Source organism: Streptomyces sp. NBC_00454 (genome assembly GCF_041434015.1).
Taxonomy (GTDB): domain Bacteria; phylum Actinomycetota; class Actinomycetes; order Streptomycetales; family Streptomycetaceae; genus Streptomyces.
Genome location: NZ_CP107907.1, coordinates 5,313,617 through 5,330,073, shown reverse-complemented (window position 1 = coordinate 5,330,073; position 16,457 = coordinate 5,313,617). Strand labels below are relative to the sequence as shown.

Below are 16,457 nucleotides of genomic sequence, written 5' to 3'. Positions count from 1 at the left end.
TCGCGCATCGCAGGCATCACAGGCATCACAGGTGGTCGGGTGCGTCTATACCGAGCAGGGCCAGGCCGCCGGCCAGCACCGTCCCGGCGGCTTCGGCAAGGGCCAGCCGGGCGCGGTGGGCGGCCGAGGGTTTCTCGTCCCCCTTGGGCAGGACGTGGTACTGGAAGTCGAGCAGGGCGTCCGCCAGCACGACGAGGTGCCGCACGAGCCGCTCGGGCGCACGGTGGTGCGCGGCGGCTTCGAGGACGAGGGGGTAGTCGACGAGCGCACCGAGCAGCGCGTCGGCACTGCCGTCGACGTCTCCGGGGTCCGGGCGGAATCCCAACTGGCCGGCATTGCGGATCAGCGCCCGGGCGCGGCCGTGGGCGTACCGAACCCGGAAGAACTCACTGGACTCGTCCTGCACCAGCAGCCACGCGGGAAACACCGGGGTCTCGTGCGCGGGCACGCAGAGCATCGCCCAGGCGGCGGCGTCGGCGCCGTAGCGGGCGACCACGTCGCCGTCCCGCTTGGCGACGGGGGCGACGGGGGCGGGCCCGCCCCCCACCGGCCGGCCCTGACTGCGGTCGGCCTGACTCCGCTCGATCCGCAGCACGGCATCGCGTACGACCCGCGCGCGCGGCTCCCCGTCGGGGGCGAACCCGTACCGCGGGCCCCGGGCGCGTACGTCCCGTACGACCTCGGCGACGGAACTCCCCGCGAGCACGAAGTTCAGGAACCCGGCGCCGGTGATCTCCACGCGCTCGATCCCGGGAAGGGCCGCCAGCCGCGGGGCCAGCACCTCGGCCACCCCACGGGGCGCGACCCCGGCACCCCTCCCGACCCCGAAGGCGACGGGCGAGGCGTAGTCCCCCACTCCCCCGGGCCGGGTCCGCTCGACGACGACCCGCTCGGGCACGACCACTCCGGCGGGCAGCTCCCCGTCCTCGACGGCGCAGCGCACGGCGCGCACGACGGAACGGGAGAGGTCAGCGGGGGTCACGTGACCAGCCTAGGGGAGAAGCCCCGAGGTCACGCGAAGGGTTTCGCCATGTGAACAGAGCACAGGGCGATGCGAACGGAACAGAGAGGACTCCGAACCGAAGAAGGCGGCACCCGACCAGAAGCATCCGGCCTCACCCCGGCGCCGACACGGGCGCGGATGGTCCTCCTCCATCCCCTCCCTCTATCTATCCCCTGCCCCTCCCGGCGGGAGCGCCTTTCCGCTCCCGCCGGTCGCGCCGCTCGATGAGCCGCCGCACGACCCGTACCAGCTCGGTGGGCTCGAAGGGCTTGGCGAGGAAGGCGTCGACCCCGGCGGCGATCCCGGCCTCGACCTCCTGCTGCGTACAGGCGCTCACGATCGCGACGGGCAGATGCCGCGTCCGGGGATCGGCCCGCAACTGCGCGGCCGCCCCGAAGCCGTCCAGGCGAGGCATGACCACATCAAGGGTGATCACGTCGGGCATCACGTGGTGCACGACATCCAGACACTCGGCACCATCGTTCGCGGTCACGACCTCGAAGCCCTCCAGCTCGAGATTGACCTTGATCAGCTGCCGGATGACCTTGTTGTCGTCGACAACAAGCACCCGGCCCGAGGTGCCTGACACAACTCGAGAGTAGGTCGACCCCGGCCCCCGCGTCCGGGTTTTCGCCACTTCCACCCCCTCCGGGCGACCCACCCCTCCTCCGCCCACAAACGGGTTCCTGATCACTCACCGGAAGCTGGTAGTGTTCAACCCGTCGCAGCAACACCAGCGACAGCGCCCCCGTAGCTCAGGGGATAGAGCAACGGCCTCCGGAGCCGTGTGCGCAGGTTCGAATCCTGCCGGGGGCACTTCGCAGGAAGTGCCCAAAGACCCCGCCATCAGCGGTAACGCTGAGAGTGGGGTCTTCGCGTATGCGCAGCCAACTGCGGCCCTGTGCACCCGTATGTCAGACCCTGTGGACTATTCGTGGACAGGATCTTGGTCCATCGGCGCAGGTCAGCGGCAGAAACACGGAAGGCCCCCGGACAGGTCCAGGGGCCTCGCAGCGTATCGCCAGTCACTCGCGATCACTCGTACTCGCTGAGCAGATCTTCAATCCTCCGGTTGGCCACCTCCTGCCGACCATCGAGGCACTTCGCGTACCGACTGAGCAGCACTTCCACGCTGTTGCCCGCCCGCTCGGCGACCTCGGTGGGGTCGACGCCGGGCGTTGAGCCACGTGGACAGCCGATCATGCTCGACCGCCGCCGAAGACCTCGCGCAGGACGTCTCGCACGGCGGCGGCCGGGAGCCACCGCGGTCAGTCGGTGTACCGGCGCGCCACGTTCTGGTCGGCCGGCGAAGCGGGTCGGGTACCCCTGCTCCGGCGGTAGGGGCGTGCTGGCGTTGGGGACGAGAGCCCGCGGTCTACTAGATACGGAGGCACAGGTCCCGGTGGTACTCGACGTACTCCGGATCCACCCGGTGCCCGGGAATGAGCGTGAGGGTTCCGATCTGCTCACCGCTTCTGGTGTGCCGGACCGCCCAGTCCACATCGATGTAGATGCCGAAGTGGTCGAACTGCTTGTGGTGGTTGGGGCAGAGGCAGAGCAGGTTCTCCAGTACGTCAGGCCCCAGGTGCGGGCTGGAAACACCCTGGATGTGCGCAGCCTCGCTGTAGTGGCTGTCCCGTGTCTCCAACTGCTGGCCGCACACCTGACACCGGTCTTCGTGCAGGATCTTGACCTCGTCGGGCAGACTGCGGTCGCGGTCGGGCCGGGTGCCGGTTGCCGGGCGGCGAGCTACGGGGCCGGGCACCGCCGGGGTGGCCGTACGCCGTCCACTGGCACTGCTGTACCCGTCGAGGCCCACCCGGTCGAGGAGTACGTCCTCGTCTATGCCTGACTCGGCGAAGTACGTGGAGTGCAAGCGGCGAACTGCCTGGGCGCGGGTAAGAGCGCGCTTGAGACGCTTCGCCGCGTCGCTGCTGAAGCCCGCTCGGGCCTTGGCCGCGCGCAGGGCCGCTGGTGTGGGCTTGAACCCGCCCTCGTCGATGCCCTGAACCTCCCACAGTCCGCTACTGCGCAGGTGCCAGAACGGGTACTCGGGCGTCTTGCGGTCATGTTCCCCGCCGAACTCCTCCAGCAGAGAGCCAACTTCCGCCTCGAACTCCTCCCAAGGCGCGAGCCTCTCCAACCCTGCCGTCAGTCGGCCGATCGCCCAGAGCAGGGCCAGTGGCTTGTGGCGGGCCGGGCTGCCGTCCGGCTGGGGGTAGGTCTTCAAGTCGCCGAGGATGCGCAGCAGATCCTCGCTCCCGAGCCGGGGTGCGCGCTGTTCCTGTCGCGGAATCATCGGCTCTTCGGTCAGCGGCAGTGCCGGGTCCGGATCATCCAGCAACGGGCGGAGGCGGAGCACATTTGCGGCCGCCACCTGGATCATGGACTGGACGTGGCCGGCCTTGTAGTCCAGCCCCGCCAAAATCCGCCGGGCCGGGACGCTCATCTCGACGACGTCGTCGAGGGCGACCATGTACTCCCAGGGGTTGCCGTCCTTGTCCCGGTCCCAGATCTTCTCGGCCAGGGCCCGGTTCCTGAAGGCGGCCACGACCTTGGCCCGAGCGATGAACGACCCCTTGGCGTAGAACAGCACCTCGTCGCCCGGACGGGTACTGTCGATCGCTTTGTTCTTGGCGTGGCCGTCCTTTTTGGCCCGCACCGACCCCCAGAACCGAGCGCGTCCCTCGGGGAAGAGCGTCTCGAGTTCATCCGCCTGGTCACCGAGCTCGGCCGCGTAGTCGGCGAGCTCCACTCCCTTCCGGACGGAGTGCTCGAAGTGCTGGGGGCCGCGCTGGGCGGCCTGCCCGATCGGCTGCAGCAGCCACTTGATGTCCGTACCCTCGGCGGGCGCCTGTGTCATGTGTTCCCCTCCCACGGCGACCACACTAGTAATACGGTCCGACAGTGAAGGCGGGAGAGATCAAGATCATCCAAGTCGGAGCCATCCGACTCGTCGCCCTCTAGCCTGCCTCGTTGAGCGTCGCAGCTGGAGTGCGGGCGCTCGCCGGGACACCGCGGACCGGTCCAGGACGCGCTGTAAGCCGCGTGCGCGTTCGTTGGGCGGGTGGGACCGGCAGCCAGCGGGAGATCCCGTTCCTCGAGCAGGGCGGTCGGCTGTCGTTCCGGAAGCTGGTTGAGTCACTTCTCCAGGGGGGTGCTCGAGTTCACCCCGTCAGTGCAGTGCGCAGGGCACCACGGCAGGCGGGCTTCCCGAAGTCCCCTTCCTACGGTTCCGGTGGTCCGTACGAAGGATGTGGGGGTGGGTCTGTGGGTTTTGGGGGGTGGGGGGCGGGGGTGGGGGTGCGTAGGTTGGAGTTGAGGCCACTTTGGGTCGCTGACCTGGTGCTTTGTGGCGTGCTCTGACGGTGAGGATGGGGCGGCGCGAAATGCGTGACTTGGTGGAGACGGCGCGGCGGTGGGTGGCCGAGGGGCGGGCCGGGTTCCTGGCCCGGCCCGTGACCGAGCAGGGGTTCGGGCCGCGGGATCCGGCCGGGGCGGTGCTCGTGGATGCGCGCGGGGAGTGCGTGGGGGCCCTGTACCGGGGGGTGTTCGACGCCGAACTGGTCGCGGAGGCCGCGGCGATGGGGGCCGGGGAGAGCGCACGGGTGTGCGAGGTGTCCGTCGGGATCGGCGAGGCCGTGGAGGCGAAGCTGACGTGTGGCGGGCAGGCCGAGGTGCTGCTGCAGCCGCTGGGCGCGATTCCCAGTGAGTGGTGGGAGCTGCTGGGGCAGGGGGTCGGGGTCGCGCTCGTGACCCAGCTCAACGAGCGGGCGGACAGGGCCGTCAGTGTGGTGGTGCGCGGGGCGGACGCGCCCTCCAGCGACGCCGAGCGGCGGGCCGGGGAACTGCTGGGGACCCGGCGGCCGGGCCGGGACGCGCTGTACGGGGGCTCCGGGCTGGTGCTCGTGGAGGCGTACCCGTCGGCCCCCTACGTGGTCATCGGCGGGTCCGGGGAGCTCGCCGAGGTCATCGAGGCGCAGGCCCGGCTGCTCGGGTGGGACGTCAGTACGGTCGTCTCCGTGGGCGAGGCGGAGAAGCTGCTCGAGGTGCGCAGGGACGCCGCCTGTCTGGCGATGCTCAGCCATGATCCGGAGTTCGACGTGCCGACGCTGCGGACCGCGCTCGCGCTCGGGATCCCGTACGTCGGCGCGCTCGGCTCCCGCAAGACCACCACGCGGCGGCGCGAAGCGCTCCTCGCGGCCGGGGTGAGCGAGGCGCGCATCGCGACGGTGCACGGGCCGATCGGGCTGGATCTCGGCGGCAAGACCCCGGCGGAGACGGCACTGGCCATCTGCGCCGAGATCCTGGCGGTGCTCGGGGGCCGGGAAGTGCGCGGAGTACGGGATTCCGACGGTCCGCTGAAGGGGTAGGCCCTACGACCCGCTTTCCGCCCGGAGGACAGCGGGTCGCCGCCGACTGGGTGGAATTTGGCGCAATGCGGGAAAATGGGAAGTATGAACACGACCCTGACCTACATCGCGATGGACAGGACACTGACCAACATCGCGTGGTTCCTGGTCGTCGGGCTCATCGTGGTCGGATTCCTGCTCGGCGGCTTCATGCTGGGCAAGCGGGTCCGGGCACAGGAGCCCGCACCCCCCACTCCGGAGAGCCAGCCCCACCTGCCCGACGGCGGTGCGGTCTACGAGGTCTCCGAGGAGCGGGAGTACGTCGAATTCCCCGAGCGCGGACTGCGCCCGCACGAGATGCAGGGGTACGGGAACTTCGGCTCCCGGACCTCCAGCCATCAGGAGGAAGCGCGGGCCGAGCGGGAATCCGGGTACGAGCATCCCAATCCGAGGCCGCGGAAACCCCCGACCATGCCGCCGCTGGGCGGCATGAAACCCGCCTGAGACCGTCCCGTCCGGCACTTCCGGATACATCCGACCAGGCCCTGTGGCCCGCGGCCGGCCGCCGCGGGTCACAGCTCCGTCCGGGTCACAGCTCCGTCCGGGTCACATGTCCGTCCGCAGTCGCAGCACCTCCGGCGGCGGGTGGCGGGTGGAGGTGTGGCGGACCTCGGCCGTCAGCGGCGGGTCCAGCGGGCGGAAGGGGACCTCGCCGACCCCGATGGCCGTGACGGTGGCGCCCCGGGCCCCGGCCTGCCCTCCGGCCGCTCCCCCGGCCCGGATGGCCACCGCCGCCGCCACCTCGACCCGTAGCGCCGCCGTCAGCGGGCTCGACACCAGCGGGGTCTCGTCCCCGACCGGCAGGACCAGGACCAGGGCGAGGGGGCGGCGCGCGGTGCCCGTGTACCCGACGACCGCCGCGTCGCGGACGTTCGTGTGGCGGAGCTTGCGCCAGTCGCGCCGGCCCGCCGGGTAGGCCTGGTCCATCCGCTTGACGACCAGGCCCTCGATGCCGCTGGCGGGCAGGGTCTCGTACCAGGTCTCCGCCAGCTCCGGGTCGGTGGTCATCGGCACCGGCTGGAGCGGCGGCCCCAGCGGCAGCAGCAGGTCGACGAGGAGCGCGCGCCTGCGTTCGTACGGACGGGCGCGCAGGTCCAGCCCGGCGAGTTCCAGGACGTCGAAAGCCGCGTACGAGGCCGGCAGCGCGTGTGCCAGTACGGCGGCACGTGCGGCCGAGGCGGCCGCCGCGCGGCGCTGCACGAGCGCGAAGTCGGTGCGGCCGGCGTGCCAGACCACCACCTCCCCGTCGAGCACGGTCCCCGCGGGCAGCTGCCGGGCCGCGGCGGCGAGGTCGGGGAAGGCGTCGGTGACGATGCGGCCGGAGCGGGCCTGGAGGGAGACGCCTTCCAGGGTGCGCAGGACGACGAGGCGGTGGCCGTCGAACTTCGGCTCGTAGGCGAGCCCCGGCCCGCGCGGCAGGCTCCGTACGGCGGCGGCCAGCGCGACGGTGATCACGGCAGTCGCCCGGCCCGGTCGGGGAGGAGCAGGGGGCCGAAGAGGTCGCCGTCCCGGGCCAGCCGGGGCGGGATGTCGTCGGCGAGGAAGAGCAGGTCGGAGGGGGTGCGGCAGGCCTCCACCTCGGCCCAGGCGAGCGGCGTGGAGACGGTGGGCAGCGCGCGGGCGCGCAGGGTGTACGGGGCCGCGGTCGTCTTGGCGGCGGCGTTCTGGCTGTGGTCGACGAAGACCTTCCCGGCGCGCAGCGCCTTGGTCATCCGGTGCACCACGAGCTCGGGGAGCGCGCGCTCGGCCTCCTGGGCGAGGGTCTTCGCGTACGCCGACACCTGCTCCGAGGGGGTCGGCTCGAGCGGGACCGCCAGGTGCAGGCCCTTGGACCCGGAGGTCTTGGCGTAGGCGTGCAGCCCGTCGGCGGCGAGACGCTCGCGCAGCCAGAGGGCGGCCGCGCAGCATTCGACGGCCGCGGCGGGCGGGCCGGGGTCGAGGTCGAGGATCAGACGGTCGGCGAGGGCGGGGGCGCCGGCCGGCCACTGGGGGGTGTGGAACTCGACGACGAGGTTGGCGGCCCACATCAAGGTGGCCATGTCCGCGACGACCACCTGCTCGGCCCGCAGGTCCTCGGAGCGGGGAACCGGGGTGGTTTTCACCCAGTCGGGGGTACCGGGCGGCGGGTTCTTCGTGAAGAAGAGCTGGCCGTCCGGGCCGTCGGGATAGCGCAGGAACGACACCGGCCGGTCGTGGACGTGGGCCAGCAGCGAGGGCGCGACGGTGGCGTAGTAGTGCAGCACCTCGCCCTTGGTGAAGCCGGTCTCCGGGTACAGGACCTTGTCGAGATTGCTGAGCGCGATGCGACGCCCCTCCACCATCGTGATCGGCGTCATACGATGAGATTGCCACGAATCAGGAGGAACCGTGCGATCCATATGGAACGGGGCGATCTCCTTTGGCTTGGTCAGCATCCCGATCAAGCTCGTCAACGCCACCGAGAGCCACTCGATCTCCTTCCGCCAGATCCACGTCAGCGACGGCGGCCGCGTCCGCTACCGCAAGGTGTGCGAGCTGGACGGGGAGGAGGTGTCGACCGCCGAGATCGGCAAGGGGTACGAGGAAGCCGACGGATCCCTCATCCCGATCACGGACGAGGACCTGGCACAGCTGCCGATCGCAACGGCGAGGACGATCGAGATCGTCTCCTTCGTACCGGCCGACGAGATCGATCCCTTGCAGATGGACGCGGCGTACTACCTCGCGGCGAACGGGGCGACGGCCTCGAAGCCGTACACCCTGCTGCGGGAGGCCCTGAAGCGCAGCCACAAGGTGGCCATCGCGAAGTACGCACTGCGGGGCCGGGAACGGCTGGGCATGCTGCGGGTCGTCGGAGACGTGATCGCGATGCACGGGCTGCTGTGGCCCGACGAGATCCGGGTACCGGAGGGCGTCGCCCCCGAGGGGACGGTGTCGGTACGGGAAGCCGAACTGGATCTGGCGGACGCACTGATGGCGACGCTGGGCGAGGTGGAAATGGCCTCGCTGCGCGACGACTACCGCGAGGCGGTGGAGGCGATGATCGCGGCGAAGTCGGGTGACGGCTTCGCGCCGGCGGAGGCCGTGGTGGAGCCTGCCGGAGGCCAAGTGATCGACCTGATGGCGGCGTTGGAGAACAGCGTACGGGCGGCGAAGGCGTCCCGGGCGGGGGCCGGGGCCGGCCGGGTGGAGGAGGTCGCGGAGGTGACCCCGATCCGCCGGGGGCCTTCGGCCCGGGGCAAGGGGTCGGGTGGGGGTACGGCTACAGGTGCGGCTGCGGCTGCGCCGAAGGCGGCCGGCGGGAAGAAGTCGACTGCGTCGACTGCTGCCGCGAAGAAGAAGCCGGCGGCGGCCGCCGCGAAGAAGACCACGTCCACGAAGTCGGCGGCGGCCGGAGCGGCTTCCGCTACCGCGAAGAAGGCAACGCCCCCGCGCAAGCGGACCTCCGCCTGAGCCCGTCCCTGCGGGGCCAGTCCCCGACCCACCCTTCCACCGTTCCCCGGGCTCTGCCCGGACCCGGCCCTCAAACGCCGGACGGGCTGGGGTGCACTCCCGGGCGCTGCCCGGACCCGGCCCTCAAACGCCGGACCGGCTGGCGTGCACCCCGGGCCCTGCCCGGACCCGGCTCTCAAACGCCGGACTGGCTGGGGCGCCCCAGGGCGCTGCCCATACCTGGTCCTCAAACGCCGGACCGGCTGGGGGCGGGACCCCCGGGCTGCGCCGCGCCCGGTCCTCAAACGCCGGACGGGCCGAAGGCGGGACCCGGGCTGCGCCGGGCCCCTGGGGCTCCGCCCCAGACCCCGCGCCTCAAACGCCGGCGGGGCTGGGTAGGCCGGTCGGGGTTGGATGGACCGGGCGGGGTTGGCATGCCCGACGGCGGGCGGGGTTGGGCATGCCGGACGGCCGGGCGCCGGACTGGACGTGCCGACGGCCGGGCGGGGTTGGACGTGCCGGACGGGCCGGGCCCGGGACAGGACGTGCCGACGACTGGGCGGGGTTGGATGGGCCGGACGGGCCGGGCCCGGGACAGGACGTGCCGACGACTGGGCGGGGTTGGACGTGCCCGACGGGCCGGATTCCGGTCGGGCCGGGTGATGTCGGCGGAGTCGGCCGGTCAGGACGATCCGTGGTCGTCCGTGCTGCACCCGCCGGGGCATGGCCGACGGGGTTCGAAGAAGTGCCCGGTGGGTCGGGGGTGCTGCGGTTGTGAGTCGAGGCCGAGCGGGCACCACCGCTTCCAACTGTCCGACCCTGAAAGGCTCCGCGAGCCGAGACGAACATCCGCAGCGGCCCCGGCCCACCAACGAAGCCAGGTCAGCCCCGCCGGCGTTGTGAGGCGCGGGGGCCCGGGGGCAGCGCCCCCGGCAACGAACCCGCAGACGGCCACGGCGCGCCAGCGGCACAGGCACGGCCCGCGCCAGAGCAACGGCGGCGCGCCAGTGGCTCAGACGGGCGGGACCAGCACCGGAGCGGCGGCGTGCCAGTGGCTCAGACGGGGCCCGCACCGGAACAACGGCGTGGCACCAAATCAAGCCCCGCCGGCGATTGAGGCGCGGCCGCGGCGCCGCAGACGGAGACGGCGCGGCACCAGCGCAGGGCCTCAAGGCCACCGCGCCGCAGCCGAAAACGACGCGACCACGGCACAGGGCCGCAAGGCCACCGCCAGCTACAACCACGTGGTCCAGTCCCGCGCGGCCGCGAACAGCGCCTCCACGTCCGGGGGTTTGAGCGTCGTGGGAGCAGCGGTCAGGAAAGGGGTCAGCGTCGGCGGAGTCAGGACGCGGACGTCGCGGAGGGTGGGGGCCACCTCCACCCGGGACGCGTCGGCCACCGCCAGGACGGGGGTCACCGTGGCCGACAGGGCCCGGGTCGCGTACGCCGCCGCCCGGCGGCATGCACGCGGGTCCGGGCGGGGTTCGGCGCGGCCGACCGTGAGGAGGAGCTCCCCGACCACCGCGCGCTGCCGGCGCCCCGGCACCGCGCGGATGCAGAAGACGCCCGGCGGGCCGATCACCAGGTGGTCCGTGATCCCGCCGAGGGAGTGCAGGACCCGCCACTCCTCGGACTCCGACAGCCCGTCCAGCACCTCGCCGATCCGCTCCCGCGCGGCGAGTTCCTGGCGGAGCCGGTGCCGGGCGCGGGTGCCGGCGGAGCCGTGGGTGAGCTCGCCCAGCAGGTCCTCCCCGGGCCGGTTCGGGGCCAGGTCGTCGTCGGGCCGCAGGGCCAGGCGGCGCAGGTCCGCAGCCGTGGGGACGGGCGGCGGACCGATCGCGACGGTTCCGGTCAGGTACGGGCGCAACGCCGTGAGGATCTCCTCCCTGCGCTCGTCCGCCAGCACGCTGATCCGGTTGGCCTTCCGGTCGTACCAGGCCACCGCCCGGCCGTCGGGCAGATTGACGTACAACCGCCCCCGGCCGGGCCGGCCGCTCGGCGCCACTGCGAGTCCCCGCTTGGCCATCGCCCTCACCCCCGCCGTCCATGGGAGCAGCACTGGCGCCCGGCGGCAATCCCCCGGTCATGGATAGGGGATGGGGAAACAAGTACGGATACGAGTACGGAGACGGGTACGCGTACAGAGACGCCGACGGGAGCCAGGACGCGTACGCGCACGCGCACCGCAGCAGCCAGGGCCGAAGGTCCGCTCCCGGCCGGGCCCCGTCCCGGCTTCGCGCCGTGTAACGACTCCGTCGGCTCGCTGCCGTACGGCTGTTACAAATGCGCGGCGAAACCGCAACGGCCGGTGCATACGTTTATCCCACCTGGACACACAGCTGGATGCATCCGGACGCACCTGGACGCACCAGGGCCGGACCCGTACCGAAGGACGCCCCGTGAACACCGTGAGCCGCAGCCGCCGCACTCTCGTTCGCGTCGCCGCCGTGGCCGCGTGCGCCGGCCCGCTGCTGGCGTTCCCGGCGGCCGCCGCGCTCGCGGACGGGCTCCCGTCCGCGACCTCCGCGCACGCCGGTGCCGCCCCGCGGACCCTGGTCCAGACCCTCTCCCTCGCGGACGGCGTCTCCAAGGCGAAGGTCTACCGCGTAGCCAAGGGCGCCTTCCAGGCCGACGTGCTCACCGCCGACGGGACCAAGACCGCCACCCTGACCAGCAGCGACGGCATCGCGGGCTTCGGTGACGCCGGAGAGCTGCACCTCGCGCTGCAGGCCGACGGGCGGCTCAGCTCCTGGGTCGGGGACGACGTGCCCACCGTCGAGCACGCGGTCGCCGGGGCCGGGCACAAGACCGCGAGCCGGGACGGGGTGGTGGTACCCGCCTCCGACGTGACCGCCCGCGCGGGCGCCTCCCGTCCCGCCGAGGCCCTGCGCCTGCACACCCTGGCCGACGGCCCCGGAGACGGCGTGCTGCTGCTCGCCGCGGGCGGCGGCATCGCGGCGATCGGCGCCGCGGGGCTCGGCTTCGCGATGCTGCGCCGGGGGCGCACGGAAGAGGCGTAAGCCCCGCTCCCGGACGCAGCCCGGCGCAGCCCGCCGCACGGGCAGAAACGATGCTCCTCTGCATACTGTGGACACCCACACGGCCACGGGAGAGGAGGGCGCACCCGTCGTGAGCCCGAACCCGAGCCCGAACCCGAGCCCGACCCCGCGCGCGAACCCGAGCGCGAACCCGAATCCGAGCGCGAACCTGAGCCCGAGCCCCACCCCCTCCCGCCGCCGCAGCCGCGGCCGTCTCGCCCTCTTCCTGCTGGCTCCGCTCCTGCTGCCGCTGGCCACCGGCTGCGGTGACCCCGGCGGCCTGGCCGGGGCCGGGGCGACGCCGACCGCGAGCGGGCCCGTACATCTGTGGCCGGGGCGCAAGGGTGCCGTCGTACCGCCCGCCGATCCGGGGGGCGCGCCGCCCGAGTACGTACCCGGCATCGCGCCCGTCCAGGACCAGAACGTGCACGCCATCGACCCGGTGACCCTCGTCCAGGCCGAGGTACGGGCCCACTCGGCCACCGTGACCGGCCCCGACGGGATGCCCAAGGAGACCGTCGTCGCGATCAGGGCGTGCGGGGAGCCCGGCTCCGATCCCGCCAAGTGCCCGGTGCTGACGCCGTACTACCAGGACCTCACCGGCAACGGGAAGGACGAGCTGATCGTCGGCATCCAGCTCCCCGACCAGATGATGTCCGTACGGGTCTACACGGCGGACGACGCGGGCCGCCTCAACCGGATCATGGCGACCACCGACACCGTGATCAGCGTCGAACTCGCCAACGAGGACGTGATCCTGCACGTCCCGAGCGCCAACCCGGGCTACGAGGTGAACACCACCTGGTCCTGGGACGCGAAGCAGCGCTCGATGCTGCCGACGCACGAGCAGATCGTCCGAGTGAACCCCCCGAACCCACCGAACGCCCCGAATCCCCCGAACTCCACGACCGGTCCGAGCACCGGCCCGAGCACCGGCCCCGGCACGGGTCCGGGCACGGGTCCCGGCACCGGCCGGGGCAACGGCACCGGCTCTGGCACCGGCACCGGCCCCACCCCCGCGAGAACCTCACCGTGAGGCTCCGGCTGCCCTCCTGGACGGCCACGCTGACCTGGAAGTCGGCGTGCTTCATCGCGGTGATGTGCTGCTCGCTCGCGGCGGTGCTGGGCGCGCTGGTGCACGTGGAGGTGACCCGGCAGACCGTGGCGGCCTCCCGGGAGAAGGCGCTGGGCAAGCTGACCGACGCCGTAAGCGCCTACGAGGCCGGCGAAACCCTGCCCCCCGAGTCGGGGCTGGATCCGGCCGGGCTCCCGGCGGAGCTGCGGGCGCTGGCCCTGTCCGGGCAGCGCGGGACCCTCGTGGCCGATCACGACGGCCGGCCGACGATGTGGGCGGCGGCCCCCGCCGACGGGCAGGCGCTGGCCACCGCGGTCGACTACGGGCAGAGCACGCGGGCCATCAGCGGACTGGACAACGCGATCATCGGGTCCTCGGTGCTGGCGATCGGCGGCACCCTGCTGGTGGGCGCCTTCGCCGTGACCCGGGTGACGCGCCGGCTGCACCAGACGGCGACGGTGGCCCGGCGGATCACCCAGGGCGACCTGGACGCACGGGTCGGCGACCCGCGCACGAAGGACCCGGCGCGCCACCAGGACGAGGTGGCGATCGTGGCCGGGGCCCTGGACACGATGGCGGGGAGCCTGCAGGCGAAGCTGCAGAGCGAGCAGCGGTTCACCGCGGACGTCGCGCACGAGCTGCGCACTCCGCTGACGGGACTGCAGGCGGCCTCGGAGCTGCTGCCGGAGAGCCGGGCCACGGAACTGGTGCAGGAGCGGGTCCGCACGATGCGGCAGCTGACGGAGGACCTGCTGGAGATCTCCCGGCTCGACTCGGGCAGGGAGGTCGTGGAGACGGACCTGCACCAGCTGGGGCGCCTCGCCCAGCGGGTGGTACGGGCCTCGGGGACGGCCACGGAGGTGTCCGTGGTGCGGGACGCGCACGTGGAGACGGACCGGCGGCGCCTGGAGCGGGTGCTCGGAAACCTGGTCGCCAATGCCCACAAGCACGGGCGGGCACCGGTGGTGGTGACGGTGGACGGGCCGGTGGTGACGGTACGGGACCACGGGGACGGATATCCCGAGTACCTGGTGACCCACGGGCCCCAGCGGTTCCGCACCGAGGGCGCGGGCAAGGGGCACGGGCTGGGGCTGACGATCGCGGTGGGGCAGGCGGAGGTCATCGGGGCGCGGCTGGAGTTCCGGCAGGCGCGGGACGGCCGGGGCGGGGCGGAGGCCGTGCTCACCCTGGCCGAAGCCGCGGTGCCGTAGCCCCGGCCCACCGGGGAACGGCCCCTCCCCCGGTCAGGCCTCAGGCCGCTCCGGCTCCGCCTCCGCCTTCGGCTTCGCCTTCGTCCAAGGCCACCGCGGGCGGGGCTTCTCGCCCGTGGGCGAGTAGGCGTACTTCCAGCCCTTCTGGAGCCCCAGACGCTTCGAGTACCCGGACGGGACCCGCTCGTAGAGCAGCACCGTCGGGGCGCCGCCGTCCGGGTCCGGGACCGGGATCTCGTACCACTTCGGCGGATGGCCGGTCGGGCCGAGGAGGATCGGGAGGGTCCGGCCGTCCATCGGGCCGCCCTCGAAGGAGGTGGGTTGGCTTCTCACCCCTCCAGTCTCACAGCAGTCCGGAAAATCACCGCAGTCCGCGAAGTCACAGCAGTCCATAAGGTCACAGCAGGTGGGCCGCCTCGGAGACCACCGGGATCACCCGCCGCGCCAGCACCCCGACCGGGCCCTCCGCCGATTCGAGGGCGAGTGCCGCGCGGGCCGCCGCCGCGGTCTCCGGGTCGGTGGCGGCGGTCGCCGTCAGGAGGGCGATGAACTGGTCCACCAGCCAGTCCCGGAGCGAGGAGACCTCCGGCTGCTTGCCCTCGTCGATCCAGATCAGCGAGGCGGCCTCGACCGCCGTGATCCACGTACGCACCATCATCCGCAGCCGCGCGCCGGGCGCCGGGACGCCGAGGTGGAAGAGGATCGCCTCGGCGGCCGCGCGGCGGATGCCGTCGACGGTGGCGGTGGTGCGGGAGGTTTCGACCACGCTGCCGCCCTGGAGGAGGGCGGAGAACCCGGCGTCGTGTTCGTCGACGAAGGCCAGGTAGCGGTCCAGGGCCCGGGAGAGCCGCTGGGTCAGCGGGCCGGCCTGGGGTTCGGCGAAGCAGAGCTGCAGGACGTCGGCCGCCGAGCGCAGGGCGGCCTCGTAGAGCTGCTGCTTTCCGCCGGGGAAGTAGCGGTAGACGAGCGGGCGCGAGACTCCGGCGGCCTCGGCGACGTCGTCCAGCGAGACCTCCTCCGGAGCCCGGTGCGCGAACAGCGACAGGGCCGCGTCGAGGAGCTGGGCCCGCCGCTCCTCGACGCTCAGCCTGCGGTACGCACGCGCGGTGGTCATGTCCGCAGGGTAGCCCCACCCGGTGGCCTTCCGGCGGGGAGTTCGGGCCCGGACTTCAGGCTCGGACTCAGGCCCGGACTCAGGCCCGGACTCGGCCCGGGTTCCCGGGAGGTCCCTCAGGCGAGCAGTCCCGAGCTCTTCCATAGCTTGCGGCCGACCCCGCGCATCACGCCGATGTCGTCCAGGAAGTCGGTGAGCCGCTTCGCTCCGGTCTGCATGACCTCCCGGCGGTGGCCGCTGGCCTTGACCTGGGCCAGCGCCTCGCGCCGGTCGATGCCGATGTTGTCGTAGACCTGGGGGTTCACGAAGGCCTGCGAGAAGACGCGGGCGGCCTGGCCGCAGCTGACGCGGGTGAGTTCCTGTTCCCAGCGCGGGGCGGTGAGCATCTGGCGGCGCAGTTCCTCGCGGGCGTAGCGGACGTGGCGCGCCTCCTCTATGACGTGGATGCGGGTGACTCCGCGGACCAGGGGCTGGATCCGCTCGTCCGGGAAGGTCAGCCGCTGCATCCAGTCGAGGACCTCCTCGCCGAGGAGGGTGCAGGCGAAGGAACCGGGGGTGGTGGAGACGGTCTTGAGGACGCGGGCGAGGTTGTGGTTGGTGCGGGAGACCGGGTACTCGGGGGCACCGCCCGTCTTGATCATGCGGGCGAACATCATCGAGTGGCGGCACTCGTCGGCGATCTCGGTGAGCGCGTAGCGGACGTGGTTGCTGGTCAGGGACTTGTCGTAGACGTGCCGGACCAGCAGCTGCATGAGGATGATCTCGAACCAGATGCCGAGCGAGGCGAGCGCCGCCGCCTCGTGGCGGGAGAGTTCGATGCGCTGCTCCTCGCCCATCTTCTTCCAGAGCGGGGTGTCGAAGAGGGAGAGCAGCTCGGGCGGCCAGTAGTACTTGCCGTCGATGGGCGGGGCGTCCCAGTCGAGCTCCTTGTCCGGGTCGAAGGAGTGCTTGGCCGAGGATTCGAGCAGCCGCTCGGCCGTCTGCTCGCGGTCCTTGAGCAGGCCGAGGGCGTCACGCAGCTCGGCTCGTTCGGTCACGGTGGTCATGGCTTCGGACACCTCGTCGTCGAGTTACCGGCGGTCACTCCTTATGAGACTGCCTGTCAGCAAGACCGTCAATCCCTCGCGCACGACTTGTTGACCGCGCGTCTACCAACGTGTGACGCTGCCAACTGTCCGGTCCTGTACGGAAGT

Annotated in this window: 15 protein-coding genes, 1 tRNA gene and 1 pseudogene; 7 read left to right on the top strand and 10 right to left on the bottom strand. The window is 72.4% G+C overall.

Annotation, left to right across the window (positions count from 1 at the left end; genetic code table 11):
• Window positions 1-25: 25 nt before the first annotated feature.
• Complete coding sequence (gene nrtL / locus OHU74_RS24785; protein WP_371617919.1) at window positions 26-982, bottom strand: ArgS-related anticodon-binding protein NrtL; 957 nt, start codon at window positions 980-982, stop codon at window positions 26-28.
• 187 nt (window positions 983-1,169) lie between these two features.
• Window positions 1,170-1,646 carry a response regulator gene (locus OHU74_RS24780; RefSeq protein WP_371619799.1) on the bottom strand — a complete coding sequence of 159 codons (477 nt, stop codon included), beginning with the start codon at window positions 1,644-1,646 and terminating at the stop codon, window positions 1,170-1,172.
• Window positions 1,647-1,747: 101 nt separating this feature from the next.
• Between OHU74_RS24780 and OHU74_RS24775 the strand changes: the two genes are divergently transcribed.
• A tRNA-Arg gene (locus tag OHU74_RS24775) sits at window positions 1,748-1,819 on the top strand.
• A gap of 219 nt (window positions 1,820-2,038) precedes the next feature.
• Here OHU74_RS24775 and OHU74_RS24770 read toward each other — a convergent pair.
• Window positions 2,039-2,207 (bottom strand): annotated as a pseudogene (locus tag OHU74_RS24770) (site-specific integrase); the annotation flags it as partial.
• Between the two features lie 174 nt (window positions 2,208-2,381).
• Complete coding sequence (locus tag OHU74_RS24765) at window positions 2,382-3,866, bottom strand: HNH endonuclease (RefSeq protein WP_371617918.1); 1,485 nt, start codon at window positions 3,864-3,866, stop codon at window positions 2,382-2,384.
• Window positions 3,867-4,392: 526 nt separating this feature from the next.
• Here OHU74_RS24765 and OHU74_RS24760 point away from each other — a divergent pair.
• Entirely contained in the window at window positions 4,393-5,376 is a 984-nt protein-coding gene (locus tag OHU74_RS24760) for an XdhC family protein (RefSeq protein WP_371617917.1), read from the top strand.
• Window positions 5,377-5,460: 84 nt separating this feature from the next.
• On the top strand, window positions 5,461-5,859 hold the full coding sequence (locus OHU74_RS24755; RefSeq protein ID WP_330298583.1) for a DUF6479 family protein: 399 nt from the start codon (window positions 5,461-5,463) through the stop codon (window positions 5,857-5,859).
• 102 nt (window positions 5,860-5,961) lie between these two features.
• Here OHU74_RS24755 and OHU74_RS24750 read toward each other — a convergent pair whose 3' ends face one another.
• Window positions 5,962-6,867 (bottom strand): ATP-dependent DNA ligase, encoded by a 906-nt coding sequence (locus OHU74_RS24750; protein ID WP_371619798.1) that lies wholly within the window; start codon window positions 6,865-6,867, stop codon window positions 5,962-5,964.
• Window positions 6,867-7,751 (bottom strand): non-homologous end-joining DNA ligase, encoded by an 885-nt coding sequence (ligD, locus tag OHU74_RS24745; RefSeq protein WP_371617916.1) that lies wholly within the window; start codon window positions 7,749-7,751, stop codon window positions 6,867-6,869. The genes OHU74_RS24750 and ligD overlap by 1 nt, the downstream gene beginning before the upstream one ends.
• A gap of 31 nt (window positions 7,752-7,782) precedes the next feature.
• Between ligD and OHU74_RS24740 the strand changes: the two genes are divergently transcribed.
• Window positions 7,783-8,847 (top strand): Ku protein, encoded by a 1,065-nt coding sequence (locus tag OHU74_RS24740; RefSeq protein ID WP_371617915.1) that lies wholly within the window; start codon window positions 7,783-7,785, stop codon window positions 8,845-8,847.
• Between the two features lie 1,213 nt (window positions 8,848-10,060).
• Here OHU74_RS24740 and OHU74_RS24735 read toward each other — a convergent pair.
• On the bottom strand, window positions 10,061-10,852 hold the full coding sequence (locus OHU74_RS24735; RefSeq protein WP_371617914.1) for a nuclease-related domain-containing protein: 792 nt from the start codon (window positions 10,850-10,852) through the stop codon (window positions 10,061-10,063).
• Window positions 10,853-11,225: 373 nt separating this feature from the next.
• Here OHU74_RS24735 and OHU74_RS24730 point away from each other — a divergent pair, with 373 nt between their 5' ends.
• From OHU74_RS24730 to OHU74_RS24720, 3 genes are all read left to right on the top strand, one after another.
• On the top strand, window positions 11,226-11,846 hold the full coding sequence (locus OHU74_RS24730) for a hypothetical protein (protein ID WP_371617913.1): 621 nt from the start codon (window positions 11,226-11,228) through the stop codon (window positions 11,844-11,846).
• A 109-nt stretch (window positions 11,847-11,955) separates the two neighbouring features.
• Window positions 11,956-12,900: a hypothetical protein gene (locus tag OHU74_RS24725; protein ID WP_371617912.1), complete on the top strand. Its 945-nt coding sequence runs from the start codon at window positions 11,956-11,958 to the stop codon at window positions 12,898-12,900.
• Entirely contained in the window at window positions 12,897-14,150 is a 1,254-nt protein-coding gene (locus OHU74_RS24720) for a histidine kinase dimerization/phospho-acceptor domain-containing protein (protein ID WP_371617911.1), read from the top strand. The genes OHU74_RS24725 and OHU74_RS24720 overlap by 4 nt, the downstream gene beginning before the upstream one ends.
• Window positions 14,151-14,183: 33 nt before the next feature.
• Here OHU74_RS24720 and OHU74_RS24715 read toward each other — a convergent pair whose 3' ends face one another.
• From OHU74_RS24715 to OHU74_RS24705, 3 genes are all read right to left on the bottom strand, one after another.
• Complete coding sequence (locus OHU74_RS24715; protein WP_371617910.1) at window positions 14,184-14,483, bottom strand: hypothetical protein; 300 nt, start codon at window positions 14,481-14,483, stop codon at window positions 14,184-14,186.
• Between the two features lie 64 nt (window positions 14,484-14,547).
• Entirely contained in the window at window positions 14,548-15,264 is a 717-nt protein-coding gene (locus OHU74_RS24710; protein ID WP_330298571.1) for a helix-turn-helix domain-containing protein, read from the bottom strand.
• A gap of 116 nt (window positions 15,265-15,380) precedes the next feature.
• Window positions 15,381-16,310, bottom strand: a complete 930-nt coding sequence (locus OHU74_RS24705; RefSeq protein ID WP_371617909.1) for a diiron oxygenase — start codon at window positions 16,308-16,310, stop codon at window positions 15,381-15,383.
• Window positions 16,311-16,457: the final 147 nt, after the last annotated feature.